Source organism: Delftia acidovorans NBRC 14950, from assembly GCF_001598795.1.
GTDB lineage: Bacteria > Pseudomonadota > Gammaproteobacteria > Burkholderiales > Burkholderiaceae_C > Comamonas > Comamonas acidovorans.
This window is the reverse complement of the sequence record NZ_BCZP01000042.1, coordinates 14,969-34,236: the sequence shown is the minus strand read 5'-3', so window position 1 is coordinate 34,236 and position 19,268 is coordinate 14,969. Positions and strand designations below refer to the sequence as shown.

The 19,268-nt window shown below is 67.2% G+C and carries 18 protein-coding genes, 2 rRNA genes and 1 pseudogene; 14 read left to right on the top strand and 7 right to left on the bottom strand.

The genetic code is table 11. The features are described from left to right. From DA1_RS28100 to DA1_RS28080, 5 genes are all read left to right on the top strand, one after another. Positions 1–247 (top strand): 23S ribosomal RNA (locus tag DA1_RS28100); the annotation flags it as partial. A gap of 125 nt (positions 248–372) precedes the next feature. After that, positions 373–485, top strand: a 5S ribosomal RNA gene (gene rrf, locus DA1_RS28095). 129 nt (positions 486–614) lie between these two features. Further along, positions 615–1,358, top strand: coding sequence for a 16S rRNA pseudouridine(516) synthase (locus DA1_RS28090; protein ID WP_013803370.1), 744 nt, complete (start codon positions 615–617; stop codon positions 1,356–1,358). Positions 1,359–1,440: 82 nt separating this feature from the next. Continuing rightward, the gene (gene guaD / locus DA1_RS28085; RefSeq protein ID WP_230590739.1) at positions 1,441–2,805 is read left to right on the top strand and encodes a guanine deaminase; all 1,365 of its coding nucleotides are present in this window, start codon (positions 1,441–1,443) and stop codon (positions 2,803–2,805) included. Positions 2,806–2,852: 47 nt separating this feature from the next. Further along, complete coding sequence (locus DA1_RS28080) at positions 2,853–4,226, top strand: uracil-xanthine permease family protein (protein ID WP_034391593.1); 1,374 nt, start codon at positions 2,853–2,855, stop codon at positions 4,224–4,226. A gap of 106 nt (positions 4,227–4,332) precedes the next feature. Here DA1_RS28080 and DA1_RS28075 read toward each other — a convergent pair whose 3' ends face one another. Genes DA1_RS28075 through DA1_RS28065 form a run of 3 tightly spaced genes read right to left on the bottom strand, consistent with a single transcriptional unit; the run spans position 4,333 to position 7,027 of the window. Next, a complete protein-coding gene (locus DA1_RS28075) occupies positions 4,333–4,782 on the bottom strand; it encodes an RNA-binding S4 domain-containing protein (protein WP_013803367.1) in 450 nt (149 codons plus the stop codon). A gap of 4 nt (positions 4,783–4,786) precedes the next feature. Beyond that, the gene (locus DA1_RS28070; protein ID WP_013803366.1) at positions 4,787–6,274 is read right to left on the bottom strand and encodes a sensor histidine kinase; all 1,488 of its coding nucleotides are present in this window, start codon (positions 6,272–6,274) and stop codon (positions 4,787–4,789) included. A 30-nt stretch (positions 6,275–6,304) separates the two neighbouring features. Then, positions 6,305–7,027, bottom strand: coding sequence for a response regulator transcription factor (locus tag DA1_RS28065; RefSeq protein WP_012204436.1), 723 nt, complete (start codon positions 7,025–7,027; stop codon positions 6,305–6,307). Positions 7,028–7,127: 100 nt separating this feature from the next. Here DA1_RS28065 and DA1_RS28060 point away from each other — a divergent pair, with 100 nt between their 5' ends. The 7 genes from DA1_RS28060 to DA1_RS28030 all read left to right on the top strand — a co-directional run bounded on the left by DA1_RS28060 (position 7,128) and on the right by DA1_RS28030 (position 15,367). Further along, positions 7,128–8,087 carry a Bug family tripartite tricarboxylate transporter substrate binding protein gene (locus tag DA1_RS28060; RefSeq protein WP_013803365.1) on the top strand — a complete coding sequence of 320 codons (960 nt, stop codon included), beginning with the start codon at positions 7,128–7,130 and terminating at the stop codon, positions 8,085–8,087. A 216-nt stretch (positions 8,088–8,303) separates the two neighbouring features. Continuing rightward, positions 8,304–8,873: a tripartite tricarboxylate transporter TctB family protein gene (locus tag DA1_RS28055; RefSeq protein ID WP_034391595.1), complete on the top strand. Its 570-nt coding sequence runs from the start codon at positions 8,304–8,306 to the stop codon at positions 8,871–8,873. Next, the gene (locus tag DA1_RS28050) at positions 8,873–10,381 is read left to right on the top strand and encodes a tripartite tricarboxylate transporter permease (protein WP_034391597.1); all 1,509 of its coding nucleotides are present in this window, start codon (positions 8,873–8,875) and stop codon (positions 10,379–10,381) included. Before DA1_RS28055 ends, DA1_RS28050 begins: the two co-directional genes overlap by 1 nt. A gap of 201 nt (positions 10,382–10,582) precedes the next feature. After that, positions 10,583–11,896 (top strand): SGNH/GDSL hydrolase family protein, encoded by a 1,314-nt coding sequence (locus tag DA1_RS28045; RefSeq protein ID WP_034391599.1) that lies wholly within the window; start codon positions 10,583–10,585, stop codon positions 11,894–11,896. Between the two features lie 271 nt (positions 11,897–12,167). Then, positions 12,168–12,488, top strand: coding sequence for an ArsR/SmtB family transcription factor (locus tag DA1_RS28040; RefSeq protein ID WP_013803351.1), 321 nt, complete (start codon positions 12,168–12,170; stop codon positions 12,486–12,488). Between the two features lie 71 nt (positions 12,489–12,559). Next, the gene (locus DA1_RS28035) at positions 12,560–14,092 is read left to right on the top strand and encodes a sigma-54 interaction domain-containing protein (protein ID WP_034391602.1); all 1,533 of its coding nucleotides are present in this window, start codon (positions 12,560–12,562) and stop codon (positions 14,090–14,092) included. Positions 14,093–14,188: 96 nt separating this feature from the next. After that, a complete protein-coding gene (locus DA1_RS28030; protein WP_034391603.1) occupies positions 14,189–15,367 on the top strand; it encodes a DUF4272 domain-containing protein in 1,179 nt (392 codons plus the stop codon). Positions 15,368–15,406: 39 nt separating this feature from the next. Here the strand turns inward: DA1_RS28030 and DA1_RS28025 are convergent, their stop codons facing one another. From DA1_RS28025 to DA1_RS28015, 3 genes are read right to left on the bottom strand one after another with little or no spacing between them, the layout of a single operon-like run. Beyond that, complete coding sequence (locus tag DA1_RS28025) at positions 15,407–16,087, bottom strand: hypothetical protein (RefSeq protein WP_230590740.1); 681 nt, start codon at positions 16,085–16,087, stop codon at positions 15,407–15,409. A gap of 28 nt (positions 16,088–16,115) precedes the next feature. Further along, entirely contained in the window at positions 16,116–16,859 is a 744-nt protein-coding gene (locus tag DA1_RS28020; RefSeq protein ID WP_034391605.1) for a hypothetical protein, read from the bottom strand. A 37-nt stretch (positions 16,860–16,896) separates the two neighbouring features. Next, positions 16,897–17,463: a hypothetical protein gene (locus tag DA1_RS28015; RefSeq protein WP_230590741.1), complete on the bottom strand. Its 567-nt coding sequence runs from the start codon at positions 17,461–17,463 to the stop codon at positions 16,897–16,899. A gap of 431 nt (positions 17,464–17,894) precedes the next feature. Between DA1_RS28015 and DA1_RS31585 the strand changes: the two are divergent. Both DA1_RS31585 and DA1_RS28005 read left to right on the top strand, forming a co-directional pair. Next, positions 17,895–18,044, top strand: a pseudogene (locus DA1_RS31585) (helix-turn-helix transcriptional regulator); the annotation flags it as partial. 51 nt (positions 18,045–18,095) lie between these two features. Next, positions 18,096–18,560 carry a LexA family protein gene (locus DA1_RS28005; protein WP_051940591.1) on the top strand — a complete coding sequence of 155 codons (465 nt, stop codon included), beginning with the start codon at positions 18,096–18,098 and terminating at the stop codon, positions 18,558–18,560. Between the two features lie 89 nt (positions 18,561–18,649). Here the strand turns inward: DA1_RS28005 and DA1_RS28000 are convergent, their stop codons facing one another. Further along, positions 18,650–19,180 carry a hypothetical protein gene (locus tag DA1_RS28000; protein ID WP_230590742.1) on the bottom strand — a complete coding sequence of 177 codons (531 nt, stop codon included), beginning with the start codon at positions 19,178–19,180 and terminating at the stop codon, positions 18,650–18,652. Between the last annotated feature and the right edge of the window lie 88 nt (positions 19,181–19,268).

Here is a 19,268-nt window from a genome sequence, read left to right as displayed (position 1 = left end):
ACGAGAGGACCGGAGTGGACACACCTCTGGTGTATCGGTTGTCACGCCAGTGGCATTGCCGAGTAGCTAAGTGTGGAAGAGATAACCGCTGAAAGCATCTAAGCGGGAAACTCGTTTCAAGATGAGATCTGCCGGGGCCTTGAGCCCCCTGAAGAGTCGTTCAAGACCAGGACGTTGATAGGTCAGGTGTGGAAGCGCAGTAATGCGTTAAGCTAACTGATACTAATTGCTCGTGAGGCTTGACCCTATAACTTTGATGACGTGATCATCAAGGTGGTTATGCCAAGTAAGGCGCAGTCAAAATACAAAGCTGATTTACAGACTCTATGAATTCGTTGTGTTGCTCCATGAGCAGCACGACAACAAGTTATGCCTGATGACCATAGCAAGTTGGTACCACTCCTTCCCATCCCGAACAGGACAGTGAAACGACTTTGCGCCGATGATAGTGCGGGTTCCCGTGTGAAAGTAGGTCATCGTCAGGCTCTTACAGCCCAAGAAACCCCGTAGCCCAAAGCTACGGGGTTTTTTGCTTGTTTGCGCAGAAGTACTTGTATCGTCGCCTGCGCGATGTGCGTGCGCCATGGTGGGCGCAGACGGCTTGAAAGATGAACATGCAACTGCAAGACATTCTGTATTCCCAAGGGTTCGGCATCCGCCGCGTGTGTTCCGGACTGGTCCAGCAGGGCTGGGTGGAACTGTGGGACACCGAGGCCAATGACTGGGTGCGTTGCCTCGACTCCACGCAGGACATCGATCCTGAAGGCCTGCGCTATCGCGTGCAGGGCGTGGAGTGGGCCTATCACGCACTGGGCTATGTGCTGCTGCACAAGCCGGCGGGCACGGAGTGCTCGCAAAAACCTTCGACCTATCCGAGCATTTACTCGCTTTTGCCCTTGCCGCTGCGGCTGCGCCCGAACAAGGGTGCCGTGCAGGGCGTGCAGGCCGTGGGGCGGCTGGACCAGGACACGACGGGCCTGCTGCTGCTCAGCGATGACGGCCAGTTCATCCACCGCATGAGTTCGCCCAAGAAGCATGTGCCCAAGATCTATCGCGTGACCACCAAGCATCCGGTCGATGCCGGCCAGGTGCAGCGCCTGCTCGACGGCGTGGTGCTCGACGATGACCCCAAGCCCGTCAAGGCCGCTGCCTGCGAGCAGGTGAGCGAGCATGTGCTGGACCTCACGCTGACCGAAGGCAAGTACCACCAGGTCAAGCGCATGATCGCGGCCGTTGGCAACCGCGTCGAGGGCCTGCATCGCTGGAAGATCGGCGAGCTGGAGCTCACCGAGGACCTGCAGCCGGGCCAGTGGCGATGGTTGACGGCCGAGGACCTGGCCAAGCTCAAGGCCAAGTGAGGCAGGGGGCCGCGTTTCCATGATGAATTGTGCTGACCCTGGCCGGGGCTGGGCCCTGTTGTGCACTGCTTTCGATGCGCCCATGCCGGATGCGCTGCGCATCCAGCAGGACGTGCTGATCGTGGTGGATGGCCGCGGCATGATCGATGCCGTGCTGGAGCGCGATGATCCCCGCCGCGCCGCTCTGGAGGCCGCGCATGCGGCCGCAGGCACGCTGCAGCGCCTGCCCGAGGGCCAGTACCTTTTGCCCGGCATGGTGGACCTGCATGTGCATGCACCGCAATGGCCGCAAAGCGGCAAGGCCCTGGATGTGCCGCTGGAAACCTGGCTGCAGGAGTACACCTTTCCCCTGGAAGCGCGCTACGGCGATGCCGGCTTTGCCACATCGGTCTACGACAGCGTGGTGCGCACGCTGCTGGCCAATGGCACGACGACGGCCATGTACTTCGGCACCATCCACGCCGTGGGCAACCAGGTGCTGGCCGAGCGCTGCCTGGCCCTGGGCCAGCGTGCCCTGGTAGGCAAGGTGGCGATGGACGAGCCGTCGCAATGTCCTCCGTACTACAAGGACGCCAGCGCCGCCGAAGGCATTGCCGAGACGGCGCGCTTCATCGACTGGCTGCGCCAGCATCCGGACAACGCGCAGCAGCGCGTGCTGCCGGTGATCACGCCGCGCTTCATTCCTTCATGCACCGACGAGCTGCTGCGCGGGCTGGGCGACCTGGCTGGACGCACCGGCGCCCATGTGCAAACCCATTGCTCCGAGAGCGACTGGGCGCATGCCCATGTGCTGGAACGCCAGGGCCGCACAGATGCGCATGCGCTGCATGATTTCGGCCTGCTCACACGCCGCACGGTCGTGGCCCATGCCAACTTCCTCACGGCCGATGACGTGGCGCTGATGGCGCGCACGGGCGCCTCGGTCGCGCATTGCCCTCTGTCCAACTTCTATTTCGCCAACAGCGTTTTCCCCGCGCGTAGCGGCCGTGAGCAGGGCCTGGGCATGGGGTTGGCCACGGATATCTCGGGCGGCTACAGCCCCAGCATGTTCGATGCCTGCCGCCACGCCATGACGGCCTCGCTGGCCTTGCATGAGGGGGTGGACCCGGCCCTGGACGCTTCGCAGCGCGGCAGGGCGCGGCAGGGCGTTCAGGCCCGCATCGACCACGTCTTTGCGCTGTGGCTGGCCACGGCGGCGGGGGGCGATGCGCTGGACCTGCCGATTGGCCGCATCGAGCCCGGCCACGCCATGGACGCCCTGGCCATCGACTGCCAGGGGCCTGACTCCAATGTCCAGATCTGGCCCGGCGCGGATGGCCCGGTCGACATTCTGCAAAAGATCATCCACCACGCCACGCGCGCCAATGTGGCCAGCACCTGGGTGCAGGGCGAGTGCGTGCACCGGCGCCAGGCCGCCGGCGCGGTCGGCGCTGTCACTGCTGTCTGAGCGCCGCAGTCTTTGCGCTGCGGCCGTTTTCCGCATTTTTCCGTCCCATGACCGAACCGACCTCCTCCTACGAAGGGCGCCTGATCGCCCGCCCCGACGACCGCGTCACGCTGTCACAGGCCCTGTTGCTGGGCCTGCAGCATGTGATGGCCATGGACGTGTATGTCGTGCCCTTCATCATTGCCTCGGCCCTGGCGCTGTCGCAAGCCGATGCGGCGTCCATGATCCAGTCCACCTTTCTCGCAGCGGGACTGGGCACGCTGATCCAGACCGCCTGGTGCATGCGCATGCCCGTGGCACAAGGGCCTTCCTACATTCCGCTGGGTGCCATCCTGGCCGTGGCCTTTGGCGCGGGCGGTGGCTTCGGCGGCATGGGAGCGGTCTATGGCGCGCTGATTCCGGGAGCGCTGATCGTCATTGCGCTGGGGGCGCTGGGCTGGTTCCACCGCGTGATCCGCTGGCTGGTGCCGCCCATCGTCGGCGGCACCATCATCCTCGTGGTGGGGCTGTCGCTGCTGCCGATTGCGCTCAGCGCCAACGTGTTCTCGGTCCATGGCGGCATGACGGTCAACCAGTCGATTGCGTTGGCATCGGTATCGGCGGCGCTGCTGATCGCGGCCATGATGCTGGGCTTGCGCTTTGACAACCGGCTGGGCCGCTGGATGCGCCTGTCGTCGGTGATCATTGCGCTGGCCGGCGGCACGGCCGTGGCCTGGGCCATGGGCCTGTTCGCCTGGCAGCCGGTTGTGGATGCGCCCTGGCTGACGCTGCCCAAGCTGGCCGGCATCGACTACCCGCTGCAGTTCAGCCTGCCTGCCGTGCTGACCTTTGTCGTGATCTATCTGGTGGTCATGGCGGAAACCACGGGCACCTGGTTTGCGGTATCGGCCGTGATCAACCAGCCCATCACCAGCCGCCAGCTCGACCGTGGCGCCGTGGGAGAGGGCCTGAGCTGCAGCGTGGCCGCCCTGATAGGCGCCACGCCCGTCACCGGCTATTCCACCAACGCCGGCGTGATCTCGATCACCGGCGTGGCCAGCCGCATGGTTTTCATTGCAGCCGGCCTGGTGCTGGCCTGCCTGGGCTTCCTGGGCAAGTTCTCGGCGCTGATTGCGGCCATTCCCTCGCCCGTGATCGGCGGCATGTTCGCCGTGGTCTGCGTGACCATTGCCATGGCGGGCATCCGCATCCTGCGCCATGTGCGCCTGGACGAGCGCGCCATGCTGGTGGTGGGCGTGCCCATCATCTGCTCGTTCTTCGCCACGCTGGCTCCCAAGGACTGGGTCCAGACCCTGCCGGACATGCTGCAGTACCTGCTGGGCTCGGCCGTGACCGTGGGGGCCATGGCCGCCATGGTGATGAACCTCATCCTGCCGCGTGCGCAGGGGGACGACGCACCGGCCAAGGACCAGGTGGTCTGAACGCCGCAGGGGGCTGCGGCCGCAAACCCATGAGAAAAGGCCATGCGCAGTGGTTGCGCATGGCCTTTTTGCTGGAAGAGGCGTGAGGCGGGCAGGGCCGCGGTATTCAGCGCCGGTCCAGGTCGTCGATGGATGCGCTCCAGCGGCTGTCCCAGTTGCCGCGCTCGCGCACCTGGTCAATCTGGCGGCGGTCGCGCTTGGTGGGGCGGCCGTCGTGCTGGTCGGCAATGCTGCTGGCGGGCTCGGGCGCCAGCCGGCGCTGCTCGGCCAGGCGCTCCCGCTCGGCAAGGCTTGCGGCGGTTTCTTCGTACAGGGCCTGGGCCACGGGCGCGGGGCCGCGCATGCCGGACAGGCCACGAATGACCACGGTGCGCGGAATCTGGCCCTGGCGCAGCACCACGGTGTCGCCGCAGCGCACCTCGCGCGCGGGCTTGACCAGGGCTCCGTTGACGGTGATGCGGCCCTTGCCGATCTCTTCTACCGCCAGGCTGCGCGTCTTGTAGAAACGCGCGCACCACAGCCATTTGTCCAGACGCATGGATTCGATATCGGTCATGGCGTTATTGTGCGCGCGGCGCGGGGTGCTTGCCAGTGGCCGGTTGCAGCGGAATCGCCACGTGCGCGTGCAGACCGCAGACCAGCCCTTGCCGGTAGATGTTGCGCAGTTCGATGGCACCGCCCAGCGTCTGCACGATCTCGTGGCAGATGGCCAGCCCCAGGCCCGAGCCGCTGCGCGCATTGCCGGCCGAGAACGGCTGGAACAGCCGCTGGGCCAGATCGCTGTCTATGCCCGGCCCGCTGTCGCGCAGGCTGAGCACGGCCTGGCTGCCGGCCTGGTGCACGCTGATGTGCAGGCTGCCGGCCGCAGGCATGTGGCGTATGGCGTTGTGCAGCAGGTTGCGCGTGAGCTCGCGCAGCATCCATTCATGGGCCGGCACGGGGCAGGGCTCGGTGTCTATGGAGAAATCGATGTCCTGCTCGGCAATCAGCGGCGACAGTTCGATGGCCACGTCGCGCACCACTTCGTCCAGCAGGCTGGGGGCGGGCGACGCCGGCTCGGCGCTGTCTTCCTGCCGCAGCTGCTCGACCTTGGCCAGCGCCAGCATCTGGTTGGCCAGCCGCGTGGCGCGGTCCACGGTGGCGCCGATTTCCTCGAATGCCTGCTCGGCCGGCACATCGCCGCGCTGGGCCGACTGCAGTTGGGCCTTGAGCACGGCCAGCGGTGTGCGCAATTGGTGCGATGCATCGCGCACAAAGCGCTTCTGGTCCGACAGCAGCTGGCGCAGCCGCAGCATGAGCTGGTTGATGGCCTCCAGCAACGGCTGCAATTCGCGCGGCGCAGCGGGGGCCGACAGCGGGCTCAGGTCGCCGCGCGGGCGCGAGCGCAGGTCGCTGCTGAGCTGGCGCACGGGCTGGGTGGCCCGCTGCACCACAAAGATCACGATCAGCGCCACGGCAGCCACCAGCAGGGCCTGGCGTGCCAGCGTGGTGCGCAGGATCTGCAGGGCCAGGGTCTCGCGCAGCTCCAGCGTCTCGGCCACCTGGATCACGGCCATGCCGCGCCCCTTGGCGCTGGCCACGGGCTGCAGCAGCACGGCCATGCGCACGGGCCTGCCGCGGAACTGTGCGTCATAGAAATCGACCAGGGCCGCGTAGGGCGGGCGCTGGGGGATGACGCCGTGCCACATGGGCAGCTCGCCAAAGCCCGACACCATTTCCCCGTCCAGCGTGGAGACGCGGTAGAACATGCGGCTCTGGTTGTCGGCCTCGAAGATCTCCAGCGCCGAGTAGGGAACGATGGCATGCAACTGGGCGGACTCGTCATAGCCCGTCACATCCAGCTGCTCGCTGATGCTCTTGGCCGATGCCAGCAGCGTGCGGTCATAGGCCGTGTTCAGCGCAGCCAGCGTCTGGTGGTAGAGGCTCCAGGTATTGAAGCCAATGAACAGAATGACGGGGACGAGAATGCCCGTCAGCAGCTGGCGGCGCAGCGACCAGGGCTGGCGCGCGCGGGCGGGGGCGGGAAGGGGAAGACCGGGGTCGCGCATGGGCTTGCGGTGCAGGAATGCGGCAATGCGTCAGGCTGACTCGGCCTTGAGCAGATAGCCCAGCCCGCGCAGCGTAACCAGTTGCACGCCTGTGCCCGACAGCTTCTTGCGCAGCCGGTAGGCGACGACTTCCACGGCCTCGTACTGCACGTCGGACTCACCGGGAAACACCAGCGCGAACAGCCGCTCCTTGGCCACGGCATGGCCGGGGCGCGCCAGCAGGGCGTGCATCAGGGCCAGCTCGCGGGGCGTCAGCTCCATGATCTCGCCATCGCGGTGGATGGCGCCGCTGGTCTTGTCGTAGCGCAGCGCGCCCATGGCAATGGTCTCGGGCGGCGGCTTGGGCGCGAAGCTGTCGCTGCTGCGGCGCAGCAGGGCGCGCAGCCGGGCCTCCAGCTCGTCGAGGTCGAAGGGCTTGGCCAGGTAGTCGTCCGCGCCGGCGTTCAGGCCCAGCACGCGGTCGCCCACGGTGCCGCGCGCAGTCAGGATGAGCACGGGCGTGCGCAGGCCCTGGCCGCGCGCACGCTCCAGCACCTGCAGGCCGTCCAGGCCGGGCAGGCTCAAATCCAGCACCACGGCGTCGGGCTCGCGCACCAGCCACTGCGCCAGGGCCGAGGGGCCGTCGGCCGCCGTCTCCACCTGGATGCCGCGCCGGATCAGCGTGCGCTGCAGCGTGGTGCGCATGGCGTTGTCATCTTCTACGAGCAGCAATTGCATGGCCCGCACGTTAGCACCGGGCGCGATGCAGGCCATCGCGCCAAGAGCGATCTAGGGATTCCCCTAGGGGTTTGGACAGCCATTTGACAGGTAGCGAACCGATCATCGACAGCCTTACAACACAAGGAGTCAAACCATGCGTCGTGATACTTTTCTGAAGTCGCTGGCCGCACTGGCCGCCGCAGGCAGCCTGCCGCTGTCTGCTCAGGCTGCGGTCGCCGTCAAGATGATGCTGCCGGCCAACCCCGGCGGCGGCTGGGACACCACGGGCCGTGCCCTGGGCAAGGCTTTGCAGGACGCTGGTCAGGCTGCTTCCGTCACCTATGACAACAAGGGCGGCGCCGCTGGCGCCATCGGTCTTGCGCAGTTCGTCAACGGCAGCAAGGGCGATCCCAACGCCATGATGGTCATGGGCGCCGTCATGCTGGGCGGCATCATCACGGGCAAGCCGCCCGTGAACCTGACGCAGGCCACGCCGCTGGCGCGCCTGACCAGCGAATACAACGTGTTCGTGCTGCCCGCCAACTCGCCCTTCAAGAACATGGCCGAGGTGATCGCCCAGCTCAAGAAGGACCCTGGCTCCGTCAAGTGGGGCGGCGGCTCGCGCGGCTCCACCGAGCACATTGCGGCGGCCATGATCGCGCGTGAAGTCGGCGTCGATCCCTCCAAGATCAACTACGTGGCCTTCCGTGGAGGCGGCGAGGCCATCTCCGCCATCCTGGGCGGCAACGTCACCGTGGGCGGCAGCGGCTTCAGCGAGTTCGCCGAGTACATCAGCACCGGCAAGATGAAGCCCATCGGCGTGACCTCGGGCCAGCGCCTGAAGGGCGTGGACGTGCCCACGCTCAAGGAGCAGGGCATCAACGTCGAGATCGGCAACTGGCGCGGCGTGTACGGCGCGCCCGGCATCACCAAGCCCCAGCGCGACGCGCTGGTCGCCATGCTGGAGAAGGCCACCAAGAGCAAGGCCTGGGCCGAGGCTCTGCAGAAGAACGACTGGACGCCCGCGTGGCTGGCCGGCGATGCCTTCGGCGAGTTCGTGGACCAGGAGTTCGCGAGCCTGCGCGCCACCATGGTCAAGTCCGGCATGGTGTGATCGCACGGCCGCACCGGCCTCTTGCGGGGCTGGTGCGGCCACAGGCCTGCACTCCTGCGGGCCACGGCAGGCGCCAGTCGCAGCGCCTGCTTCAAGAAGCGGAAGATGCCCGCGCGCCGCGCCAGCGGCCCGCAGGCCCCGGCGGCTTAATTTTTTCCCCACGTCTGCAGCGGTGGCTGGCCCGGTCGCCGGTTCCGCTGCGGCCAGGAACTGACCATGTCCGAGTCCTCACAACCCAATCCACTTGCCACGGATGCCGTCCAGGCCGAAGAGCCCAGCGGCTTTCCCTCGGTTCGCGCGCAGACCATCGTCGGCTCTGGCGTGCTGCTCGTCGCTGCAGGCCTGGCCTTCGGCGCGCTGCAGATTCCTTCCGACTCCGGCTACGGCGGCGTCGGCCCCAATTTCCTGCCCTGGCTATGCGCCGTGGTGCTCGCGGTCTGCGGCGCCTGGCTGGTCTGGGAGGCGCGCACGGGCGGCTACCGCGAAGCCTCCGCACCTGGCGGCCATCCACGCGCCGACATCGGCGCCTTCGTCTGGGTGTCGGCCGGCCTGATGGTCAACGCCGCACTGATCGGCACGGCGGGCTTCATCGTCAGCTGCACCATCTGCTACGTGCTGGCCGTGCAGGGCCTGCGCCGTGCTGGCGGCCAGGCCCAGGCGGGCGCACCCATCACCTGGGTCAAGGACGTGGTCACCGGGCTGCTCATCTCGGCGCCCGTGTTCTGGGCCTTCACGCAATTCCTGGCAATCAACCTGCCGGGCCTGACTGAGACAGGGTGGCTGTAATGGAAATCTTTGACGCACTGATGGCGGGCTTCGCCACCGCCATCACACCCGCCAACCTGCTGTGGGCTCTGGTCGGCTGCGCCCTGGGCACGGCCGTGGGCGTGCTGCCCGGCATCGGCCCGGCCGTGGCCGTGGCCATGCTGCTGCCCATTACTGCCAAGGTCGAGGTCACCGCCTCGATGATCTTCTTCGCGGGCATCTACTACGGCGCCATGTATGGCGGCTCCACCACCTCCATCCTGCTGAACACGCCCGGGGAGACCGCGAGCATGGTCACGGCCATGGAGGGCAACAAGATGGCCAAGAGCGGCCGCGCGGGCGCCGCGCTGGCCACCTCCGCCATCGGCTCCTTCGTGGCCGGCACCGTGGCCACCGTGGTCGTCACGCTGTTCGCGCCGTCGGTGGCCGACTTTGCCGTCAAGCTGGGCCCGCCCGAGTACTTCATGCTGATGGTGCTGGCCTTCACCACCGTCAGTGCCGTGCTCGGCCAAAGCGCGCTGCGCGGCATGACGGCCCTGTTCCTGGGGCTGGCGCTGGGCTGCATCGGCATGGACCAGATCTCGGGCGCTGCGCGCTACACCATGGGCAAGATGGAACTGCTGGACGGCGTGGACATCGTGCTCGTGGCCGTGGGCCTGTTCGCCGTGGCCGAGGTGCTGTACGCCGCCATGTACGAAGGCAAGGTCGTCGATACGCAAAACAAGATGGGCCGCGTGCACATGACCGGCCGCGACTGGAAGCGTTCGTGGCCCGCCTGGCTGCGCGGCACCGTCATCGGCACACCCTTCGGCTGCATCCCTGCCGGCGGCACCGAGATCCCCACCTTCCTGAGCTACGCCACCGAAAAGAAGCTGGCCAAGGGTGAGAACCGTGCCGAGTTCGGCACCAAGGGCGCCATCGAAGGCGTGGCCGGCCCAGAGGCCGCCAACAACGCCACCGTGACCGCCGCGCTGATCCCGCTGCTGACCCTGGGCATTCCCACCAGCAACACCACGGCCGTGCTGCTGGGTGCGTTCCAGAACTACGGCATCAACCCCGGCCCGCAGCTGTTCAGCTCGTCCGCCGCCCTGGTCTGGGCGCTGATCGCCTCGCTGTACATCGGCAACCTGATGCTGCTGGTGCTCAACCTGCCCATGGTGGGCCTGTGGGTCAAGCTGCTCAAGATCCCGCGTCCCCAGCTGTACGCAGGCATCCTGATCTTCGCCACCGTGGGTGCCTACGGCATGCGCCAGAGCGCCTTCGACCTGTTCCTGCTGTACGGCATCGGCGTGCTGGGCGTGATCATGCGCCGCTTCGACTTCCCCACCGCGCCCGTCGTGGTCGGCATGATCCTGGGCCCCCTGGCCGAGGCACAGATGCGCAATGCCGTGTCCATCGGCGAAGGCAGCTGGTGGATCTTCCTGCAGCGCCCCATGTCGCTGACGCTGATCATCATCGTGGCCTGCGTGCTTATCGTGCCGCGCGTGCTCAAGCGCCTTCAGCCCTCGCCGGAGGCGGCTGCCGGCTGATGCCAACCCGTTGCTAGCCGGCCCGGCGGTGTCACGCATGGCGCCCCGGGCCCCTGACAGCCCCTGCCTTCCGAGGCAGGGGCTTTTTTTTCGTCCGCTGGTTGATGCCTTCCATTCATAGATGGTGTTCCAGCAGACCGTCTAGTCCCGCGCAGCCCTTGAATCCATGATCCCGCCATCGACAGACATCGGGTTTCTTTCATGCGGCAACTTTTTCCATCGCTTTCCACGGCCTCGGGCGCAGTCCTTCTGGCGCTTTTGATTTCCACGCCAGCCATGGCGGATTCGACGGTGCCGGCGGGTTCGGCTGAAGCCTCCAACTGGGCTGCCACGTGGCAGGCCAGCCCGCAGCCAGTCTGGGGGGCGGACTTCCTCTTTCCTACCAACCTGCCCGCCGTTCTGCAGGACCAGACCGTGCGCCAGGTGGCGCGCATCAGCCTGGGCGGGCCGCGCCTGCGCATCGTGCTGTCCAACGCCTATGGCGGCCAGCCTGTGACCGTGGGCAGGGCGACCGTGGCAAAGCCGTTGCCGGAGGGCGCCATTGACGCTGGCAGCCTGCAGGCCGTGACTTTTGGCGGCAGCGCGCAAGCCACCATTGCCGCAGGCGCATCCCTGGTCAGCGACCCTGTGGCATTGCCGCTGGCCTCGCTGTCGCAGGTGGCCGTGAGCCTGTACCTGCCCGGCGTCACGCCTGTGCAGAGTTTTCACTGGGATGGGCGCCAGACCGGCTGGATCGTGGCGGGCGACCAGTCCTCTGCTGCGGCGCTGCGGACTTCGGACCCTGGCGCAATCAGCAGCACGGCCCGCCCGCTGTTGGCGGGTATTCAGGTCGAGGCCGACCTCGCGGAGCCTGCGGTGCCCGTGGTAGCGGTGATGGGCGACTCCATCACCGACGGCGCCACGGCCAGCCTGGACCGGGACAGCCGCTGGCCGGACTTCCTGGCCGCGCGCCTTGCGCCGCACGGCGCGGCGGTGGTCAATGCCGGCATTTCGGGCGCGCGCCTGCTGTCGGATGGCATGGGCGAGCATGCGCTGGCGCGGCTGGAGCGTGATGTGTTGGCCCAGCCCGGTGTGCGCAGCCTCATCGTGCTGCTGGGCATCAACGATATTTCCTGGCCCGGCACGGCCTTTGCGCGGCAGGCGCCGCGTCCCACCCTGCAGGACATGGCAGAGGGCTATCGCCAGCTGGTTGCCAGGGCGCGCAGCCACGGCCTGCGCGTGATCGGCGCCACCTTGCCGCCCTTCGAGGGCGCCTTGCCAGGCACGCCGCTGGACGACTACTACCAGGCCGAAAAGGACGACCTGCGCCGGCAGGTGAATGCATGGATACGGTTGGGCGGTGCCTTCGATGCCGTCATCGACTTCGACGCCGTGCTGCGCGATGGCGCCCATCCCTCCCGCATGGCGGCGCGCTTCGACTCGGGCGACCGGCTGCATCCTGGCGACGAAGGCAACCGCGCCATGGCCGATGCGGTGGATCTGAATGCCATACTGCCGGGCCTGCTGCCGCGCTAGCTGTGAACCGGCAAGAGCTGGTTTGCAGATTTGAGCCTGGACATCGGAGCGATGGCTCCGATGCCGCTGTGCGGCCTGCCTTGGGCAAGTCCTGCTGTCGGCCACGGTTGATTTCTGAGCGATGACACGGCGCCTTGCCGTAGATCAAGCCGAGCCCGAGCCGGGCCGAGCCTGCGCTGCCGCCCTGCGGGCTATAAACTAGCCCGATGGGGCGGCGAGCATGCCGGCCCGCCAACCCGCCCACCCGCCATTACCAGGATGACAGACGCCTATGGACAGCCGCAATGACAGCATGGACCTGAGCGACGACAGCGTGTTCGAGAGCGCTGCGGAGCTGTTCCGTGCCATGGCGGCGCCCGTGCGCCTGAAGATCATCAGCGTGTTGTGCCATGGCGAGAAGAACGTGACCGAACTGCTCGCCGACATCACCACCACGCAGCCCAACATGTCCCAGCACCTGAACACGCTGTACCAGGCCGGCGTGCTGGGCCGGCGTCGCGAAGGCGTCAGCATCTACTACTTCATCGCCAACGCGCAGGCGGCGCAGATGTGCCGCGCCATCTGCGCCCAGGTCGCCATCGCGCAGGGCTGAGCGCGGCAGACCCGCAGGCTGCCAAAAGGGATCTCAAGGGGACCCAAGGCGACTCCGCTAGGATGCCATCCATGCCGCCCACACCCACCCTGGTCCAGCCCCTGCCGCTCGATGCCGACGGCATCCTCGCGCTGGCAGCGCGCTCCATGTTCCAGCTGTTCTCCACCATGAGCCAGGGCATGTTCCTGGCCGACAGGGCAGGGCGCATCGTCTGGGTCAACGAGGGCTACCAGCGCTTCCTGCCCGACCTGGGCGTGGCCTCGGTGGACGACTTCCTGGGCCACATGGTCGAGGACGTCATCCCCAACACCCGCATGCGCCGCGTGCTGGAAACCGGCGAGCCCGTACTCATCGACCTGCTCACCAACCGCGCCGGCACCTTCGTGGTCAGCCGCATCCCGCTCAAGGACGATGCGGGTGCGGTCATCGGTGCCATCGGCATCGTGCTCTTCGACCAGCCGGAGACCACGCTGCAGCCCCTCATCAGCAAGTTCGCCGTTCTGCAGCGCGACCTGGACGAGGCCCGGCGCGAGCTGGCCGCCCAGCGCAACCGCAGCCTGCGCGTGGCCGTGCAGGGCGAGCGCCGCGCCAAGTACAGCTTTGCCAGCTTTGTCGGCAGCAGCCCGGCGGCCGTGGAGGTCAAGCGCCAGGCGCGCCGCGCGGCCCAGTCGCTCAGCCCCGTGCTGCTGCTGGGCGAGACCGGCACCGGCAAGGAGCTGCTGGCCCATGCCATCCACGCGGCATCGGCCCGCACCGGCGGCCCCTTCGTCACCGTCAACATCGCCGCCGTGCCGGACGCCTTGCTGGAGGCCGAATTCTTCGGCGTTTCCCCCGGCGCCTACACCGGCGCAGACCGCAAGCCGCGCGACGGCAAGTTCAGGCTGGCCGACGGCGGCACGCTGTTCCTCGACGAAATCGGCGACATGCCCCTGAACCTGCAGGCCAAGCTGCTGCGCGCGCTGCAGGAAGGCGAGATCGAACCGCTGGGCTCCAACCAGCTCGTGCGCTTTGACGTGCGCGTGGTCGCTGCCACCTCGCGCGACCTGCCGCAGATGGTGCGCGACGGCCGCTTCAGGGAAGACCTCTTCTACCGCCTGCACGTGCTGCCCATCCGCGTGCCGCCGCTGCGCGAACGCAGGCGCGACATCCCGGCCCTGGTCGAAGTCCTCTCCGAAGAGCTGGCCCTGCGCAACGACATGCCCCCGCCAGAACTGCTGCCCGATGCTCTGGCCCTGCTGGCCGGCCAGACCTGGCGCGGCAACATCCGCGAGTTGCGCAACGTGCTGGAGCAGGCCGCCATGCGCAGCGAAGACACCGCCATCAACGCAGAGCAACTGCGCGAAGTGCTGCGCTCATCCGGCGTGGAACCCGCCGCCCCCGCGCCCGGCCCCGAGACTGCACCCGCCCCGTCCCCTGCCCACAACAGCCCCGCCGACACCGACCTGCTGCGCCCCCTGGCCCAGCAGGTGGCCGAGCTGGAGCGCAAGGCCATCACCGCCACCCTGGCCGCCAACAGCGGCAACAAACTGGCCACGGCGCGCCAGCTGGGCATCTCGCGGGCCACGCTGTATGACCGCATGGCGGTGCTGGAGCTGCAGGGCTGAGTCACCCGCCGCCTGCAGGCCGTGCTGTGGCCAAGAGGCGGGGTGATTCCTGCCGCTCCCAATCCCGGAACCAACCCCGGAACCAAGCCCGTGAACATGAAAAACCTCCTCACCCGCCTCAAGACCGCATTCAGCAAGCCCGCCCCCGAGCCCGCTCGCCAACAGGAACACCCGCAAAACCAGCACCAGCCGCACGAACCCCAGTCGGATGCCGCAGAAGACGAAGTACTCATCAACGCCTACTGCACCGTCTGGGACCTTCCCGCGCTTGACTTTGCGCACACGCTGGCCGGGCGCCGCGATCTGTCGGACCCCGAACTGGCATCGCATCTTTCAGGCTTTGTCGGCTATGTGCTGGGGCGCGGCGATGGGCAGATGACGCGCAACCGCTACCACGCCATGCGCCACATCCAGCGCGTGCAGCAGCACCTGAGCCTGGGCATTGCGCCGGCCCAGCTCGATGCCTTTGCCGGCTGGGCACAGCGCGCCAACGCCATCGCCTTTCTGACGGACGGCAGCATCCGCGACCCGCAGGGCCGCATCCTGCTGGATGCCAGCGGCGCCGAGCCTGATGACCAGGCTGCGCTGCCCTATCCGCAGCAGGCCTGGCATCGCAAGCAGCGCAGCGAACAGGTGCTGGCGCAGCGCGGCTTCACGCCAGCGGCCAGCCTGCCGCCGCTGATCTCCGAGCCCGAACTGCGCATGCGCGCACCCGACGAGATCGCCGCCCGTGCCTTTGCCCTGCTGGCCGTGGCCGTGCGCGCCGAATCACTGAACGACGCACTGAACGAAGCACTGACCAGTGGCGAACCGCTCACGCCCGAGCAGCTGTTCCAGCGCCTGCCGGCCGCCCAGGCTGCGCTCACCCCCAACGAGCGCGAATTCATGGCCACTGCCCAGCCCTCCGAAGAGGCCATCGCCAAGTTCGGCTGGCGCTACGAAGCCGCGTATTTGCTGGAATGGGCGCTGGGCCTGGTCGATGCGCTGCCGTTCCCCGACGCCATCTGCGATGTGCCGCTCACCTCGCGCACCCTGCTGCAGGCGGGCGACCTGCAAGGCGCCCTGCATGCCGCACGCATGCGGCCCGACAGCGAAATCCTCGACGCCCTGGACCAGCACTACCGCCTGCACTGGATCGTGCGCCAGGCCCAGGTGCAACAGCAGCCCGCGCCCGCCGGGCTGAGCGCCGACGTGCTCATGGAACGCCACCATGCGCTGAACTGGCTGGTGCGCTTCGAGGGCAATGACTGGGATGACGTGGATACGCCGACCTGAGGCGTGCAGCGCAGGGCGCCTGGCTGCCGCGACCACAGCTCAACCCCCGCCCAACTGCTCCAGCGTGATGCAGGCCAGCCACCTGCATCCATCCGATGGCCAGGCGGCGTCATCCGAGATGCAGCGCCCGGCGGCGTCCATCTGGATGCGGGTGACGTGGCGGTTGGCGCCGGGCCTTGAGCGGCGGGCGGGCATGGCCAGCAAGGTTTCGGGCAGCGGCTGCGCTGGTGGATAGGGTTCGAGGCGCGTGAGATTTTTTGCAGAGCGCAGGCGCAGCGGTGATCGCTCCATGCCGATCACCCAGGTCCAGAAGAGCGCCGGGTGGCGAAATCTGTGACCTGGCATTTCCAGCAGCAGCATGGCGCTGCCGCCCCGCTGCATGGCTTGGGCACAACGCAGCGGAGCGAGGGCGGGGAAATTCTCAAGCTGCGCTTTCCAGCCGGGCAGCAGCAAAGCCAGAACCTGCGCCAGCTCTTGCGGGCCGGGCTGTGGCGTCAACTGCAGCGGCAATTGCACCTGCAGCCATGCCCGTTGCCGCAGCACGGCAGCGCATCGCCGTGCACACCACCAGGCGCCCAGCGGATCGGGCAGGCACTGGGCATCGGGAACCGTGGGCAGTGTGGCCCAGCGCGTCTTGCGCGTCTGTGTACCCACCTCGTAGCGCCATTGCGTATCGAAGCGCAGGCCGGGCATGAAGGTACGAATTGGAGACCTGGGCATGTGCATTGCGGCTGCAGAGTCACCAGCGTCAGTCCGGTGCGGGCCTGGCTGCAAGCGTGACCGTGCCAAGCCACTGGCATGGGTGCCAGGGGCCGCCCGCATCATGCAGGAGGCAGGTCCCGTCGGCTTGCACCTGGATCCGGGTGGCGTACCCGCTGGACCAGGGCAGGGTCGAGCCAAAGGGCATGGCAAGCAAAGCCTTGGGAGGCGCCATGGCCTGCGCACCCGCTGACGGCAACGTTTCGGACGCAACGCAATCGTCGGTGCACGACAACGGCAGCTCCGGCTCGTACCCCACCACCCAGGCCCAGAAAATGCCCGGCTTGGGCCCTTCGCATTCCGGTGACTCCAGCATCAGCAAGGCACTGCCTCCCTGCTCGACTGCCTGGGCGCACAGCAAGGGCGTCCGGGCGCATTCCGCAGGTGCCTGCACGTCCCAATCGGGCAGCAGCACATCAAGGATCTGCGCCAGCTCCTCCACGTCGGGAAGCGGGGGCAGGTGAACGGGCAGCCGCAGGAACAACCAGTGGTGCTGCTCCAGAACCACGGCGCACCGGCGAACGCACCACCAGGTGCCATAAGGGTCGGCCGGGCCAGCAAGGTCGGAGGCCATCGGCAGCTGTGTCCAGCTGGTCTTGCCGGCTTCCGCACGCCTTATGTATTGCCAGTGACCATCAAAGAGCAGGCCGCTGATGAGGCGTTGACCGGGACTACTTGGCTCCAGCGGAATTTCCCGCTCGTACTGCTCTGGCGTGAGATTGGAGTTCTGCATTTCATCGGGTCAGGAAAAGCCGGTCAGAAAAAGCCGGTCAGGAGAAGCTGCCGTTGATGGCAATGTCGTTGCTCAGTGGCTCCAGCGTGATGGCCGCCGTGCAGCGGTACCGGCTTGCGCGCGCATCCAGGCCATCCACATCACACAGCCCCTCGCCATCCACCGTCACCCTCAAGGCGTGATTCCATGCCAGGGGCGAGCCGAAGGGCCAGATCAGCAGCGCGCTAGGACGCCCGGGCATGTCAAAGGCTGAAATGCGCTTGGCGCGCTGGAACCTCTCGTGCATTTCCACGCCGATCACCCAGGCCCAGAAAACGGCTTGCACGCCATCGCTTGAATCCTCGGTCTGCAGTTGCAGCAAAGAGCAGCCACCGGCAAGCAGCGCATCGGTGCTGCGCAGCAGCGGCGCCTGTGTCGAGGGGTCATCGAGCACCTTCACGTTCCAGTCCGCAAGCATTGCGCCCAGGGCCAGCGCCACATCGCCACATTCCGGCTGCGCAGGCAGGCCCGAGGGCAGATGCGCGGAACGCCAGGGCCTGCGATTGAGCACTGCAACGCACTGGCGCACGCACCACCAGGCCCGCTGTGGATCTGCTGCAGCCATGCCGCCTGCCCGGGTTGCCGGCAGTCGTGCCCAATAGGCTCGGCCTGAAGGCGTGAGCGCCGAGTAGGTCCACAGTCCGTCAAAGCGAAGCCCTCGGGTGAAGCGGTGGGTGAGGTGCGTGGTCTCAGCCACAGGACCTCTCATCATCGTGTGCCGAAGGCGGGGCACCGTACGGAGTCTTGATGCCGCAGCGGTCCCCGATGCGCATGAGCGCCATACCCAGGGATGTGCGCGGCTCTTTGGTCTTGCCCAATGCGAGGTCAGAAATCGTTGCTTGACCGCAGCCCACTTCGCGGGCGATCTGGCTTTGACTGACACCCTTCGCAGCAAGTCTGGCGAGGTAGTCTTTCCATTCCATAGTTTCATGCTATCGAAAAGTCGATTTTTTTACAATCGAATTTGACATATCGGTTTTCCGTAAGCTACGGAGCATGTCAACCGATTTCGGCCAACGTCTCAAAAGCGCTCGCAGTCTCGCGGGTCTTACCCAAGCGCAGCTGGGCCGCCAGGCGGGCATGGGGCAATCGACCATTGCTGACCTTGAGAGAAGCGGAAGCGGCACCTCCAAAACAGCCACGCTCGCGTCCCTGTGCGGTGTCTCGGCCCTGTGGCTGGAATGCGGCAAGGGCCCCATGTCGGCCGATGCCGCAGCGCTGCAGCGCCAACTGCCCCAGGGCACACGCCGCTACCCGCTGCTTGGCCTGCAGCAGGCCGGCGGCCGCAGCGCAGAAGACGCCATGGGCGATGCCGACGACGAGCAGTTCCTGGGCATCGAAGTCGCCAGCGACAACGCATCGCCTCGTGCGTTCTTCGTGCGATTGGAAGACAACGCCATGGCCCCGGAAATCCGGGAAGGGGACCGCGTGCTCATCGATCCAGCCCTGACGCCGCGGCCCGGGGACTGCGTGCTGGCCACCGACTGCCGGCAACAGTCCATCTTGCGCAAGTACCGGGTGCGCGGCCTGGACAAGGCCGGTGCGGAAATCTTCGAGCTGGTGCCGCTCAACGAAGACCATCCCACACTGTGCAGCGACGAGCAGGCACTGCAGTTGCGCGGCACCGTGGTGGAGCATCGCCGGCGGCTCCAGGCCAGGTAGCAGGGCCGAAGCCCTGGCACCGCGCCCGTGGTTCATGGATGGTGGCAAGCGACAAGCGGCTTGGGAAAATCTTCCGACGCGGGCAGGCATCAACACAGTGGGTACCCCTGCAGGAGGCCGGCATGGCCGTGTTGGCCGCGTTGCACGTCTTGCGCGGGCGACAGCGTCACGGCGGCAAGGCAGCGGCACTCGCGCCACTGCCCGTCAATGCCATCCACATCGCAGCGCCCGTCGCTGTTCATCTGCACCCGCGCCGCATAGCCGCAGGCCCAGGGCATGCTCCAGCCAAAGGGAATGGTCAGCAGCGCGACAGGGCGGGGCGCGCGGCTTGCGGGCCATGGCTTCACCGGCGCGGGCCGCATCTTCTGATGCATCTCCACGCCAATCACCCAGGCCCAGAACGTGCTCTGCGGCCGCTGGTGCAGCGCCTCTGACTGCAGTTGCAGCACCGCTCCGCCCCCGGCCATCACTGCCTGGGTGCAGGACTGCATGGACATGTGCCCGGCCCCTGCGCTCAGTTGTACCTGCCAGCGCGGCATCAGCGCGTTCAGGGCCAGCGCCACATCTTCCGGCCCCGGCCGCAAAGGTATGTCTGAAGGCAGATTCACCGACTGCCACATCTCCCGCCGCAGCACGGCAGCGCAGCGCCGCACACACCACCAGGCGCCATGCGGATCAGCCCTGCCCGCATCAGGCTGCCCCAGCGGC

Bases quoted from the DNA above. Each gene is read 5' to 3' on its own strand.
- DA1_RS28090 (WP_013803370.1), top strand. From the start codon at position 615: ATGCAACTGCAAGACATTCTGTATTCCCAAGGGTTCGGCATCCGCCGC.
- guaD (WP_230590739.1), top strand. From the start codon at position 1,441: ATGCCGGATGCGCTGCGCATCCAGCAGGACGTGCTGATCGTGGTGGAT.
- DA1_RS28080 (WP_034391593.1), top strand. From the start codon at position 2,853: ATGACCGAACCGACCTCCTCCTACGAAGGGCGCCTGATCGCCCGCCCC.
- DA1_RS28075 (WP_013803367.1), bottom strand. From the start codon at position 4,782: ATGACCGATATCGAATCCATGCGTCTGGACAAATGGCTGTGGTGCGCG.
- DA1_RS28070 (WP_013803366.1), bottom strand. From the start codon at position 6,274: ATGCGCGACCCCGGTCTTCCCCTTCCCGCCCCCGCCCGCGCGCGCCAG.
- DA1_RS28065 (WP_012204436.1), bottom strand. From the start codon at position 7,027: ATGGCCTGCATCGCGCCCGGTGCTAACGTGCGGGCCATGCAATTGCTG.
- DA1_RS28060 (WP_013803365.1), top strand. From the start codon at position 7,128: ATGCGTCGTGATACTTTTCTGAAGTCGCTGGCCGCACTGGCCGCCGCA.
- DA1_RS28055 (WP_034391595.1), top strand. From the start codon at position 8,304: ATGTCCGAGTCCTCACAACCCAATCCACTTGCCACGGATGCCGTCCAG.
- DA1_RS28050 (WP_034391597.1), top strand. From the start codon at position 8,873: ATGGAAATCTTTGACGCACTGATGGCGGGCTTCGCCACCGCCATCACA.
- DA1_RS28045 (WP_034391599.1), top strand. From the start codon at position 10,583: ATGCGGCAACTTTTTCCATCGCTTTCCACGGCCTCGGGCGCAGTCCTT.
- DA1_RS28040 (WP_013803351.1), top strand. From the start codon at position 12,168: ATGGACAGCCGCAATGACAGCATGGACCTGAGCGACGACAGCGTGTTC.
- DA1_RS28035 (WP_034391602.1), top strand. From the start codon at position 12,560: ATGCCGCCCACACCCACCCTGGTCCAGCCCCTGCCGCTCGATGCCGAC.
- DA1_RS28030 (WP_034391603.1), top strand. From the start codon at position 14,189: ATGAAAAACCTCCTCACCCGCCTCAAGACCGCATTCAGCAAGCCCGCC.
- DA1_RS28025 (WP_230590740.1), bottom strand. From the start codon at position 16,087: ATGCCCAGGTCTCCAATTCGTACCTTCATGCCCGGCCTGCGCTTCGAT.
- DA1_RS28020 (WP_034391605.1), bottom strand. From the start codon at position 16,859: ATGCAGAACTCCAATCTCACGCCAGAGCAGTACGAGCGGGAAATTCCG.
- DA1_RS28015 (WP_230590741.1), bottom strand. From the start codon at position 17,463: ATGGCTGCAGCAGATCCACAGCGGGCCTGGTGGTGCGTGCGCCAGTGC.
- DA1_RS28005 (WP_051940591.1), top strand. From the start codon at position 18,096: ATGTCGGCCGATGCCGCAGCGCTGCAGCGCCAACTGCCCCAGGGCACA.
- DA1_RS28000 (WP_230590742.1), bottom strand. From the start codon at position 19,180: ATGTGGCAGTCGGTGAATCTGCCTTCAGACATACCTTTGCGGCCGGGG.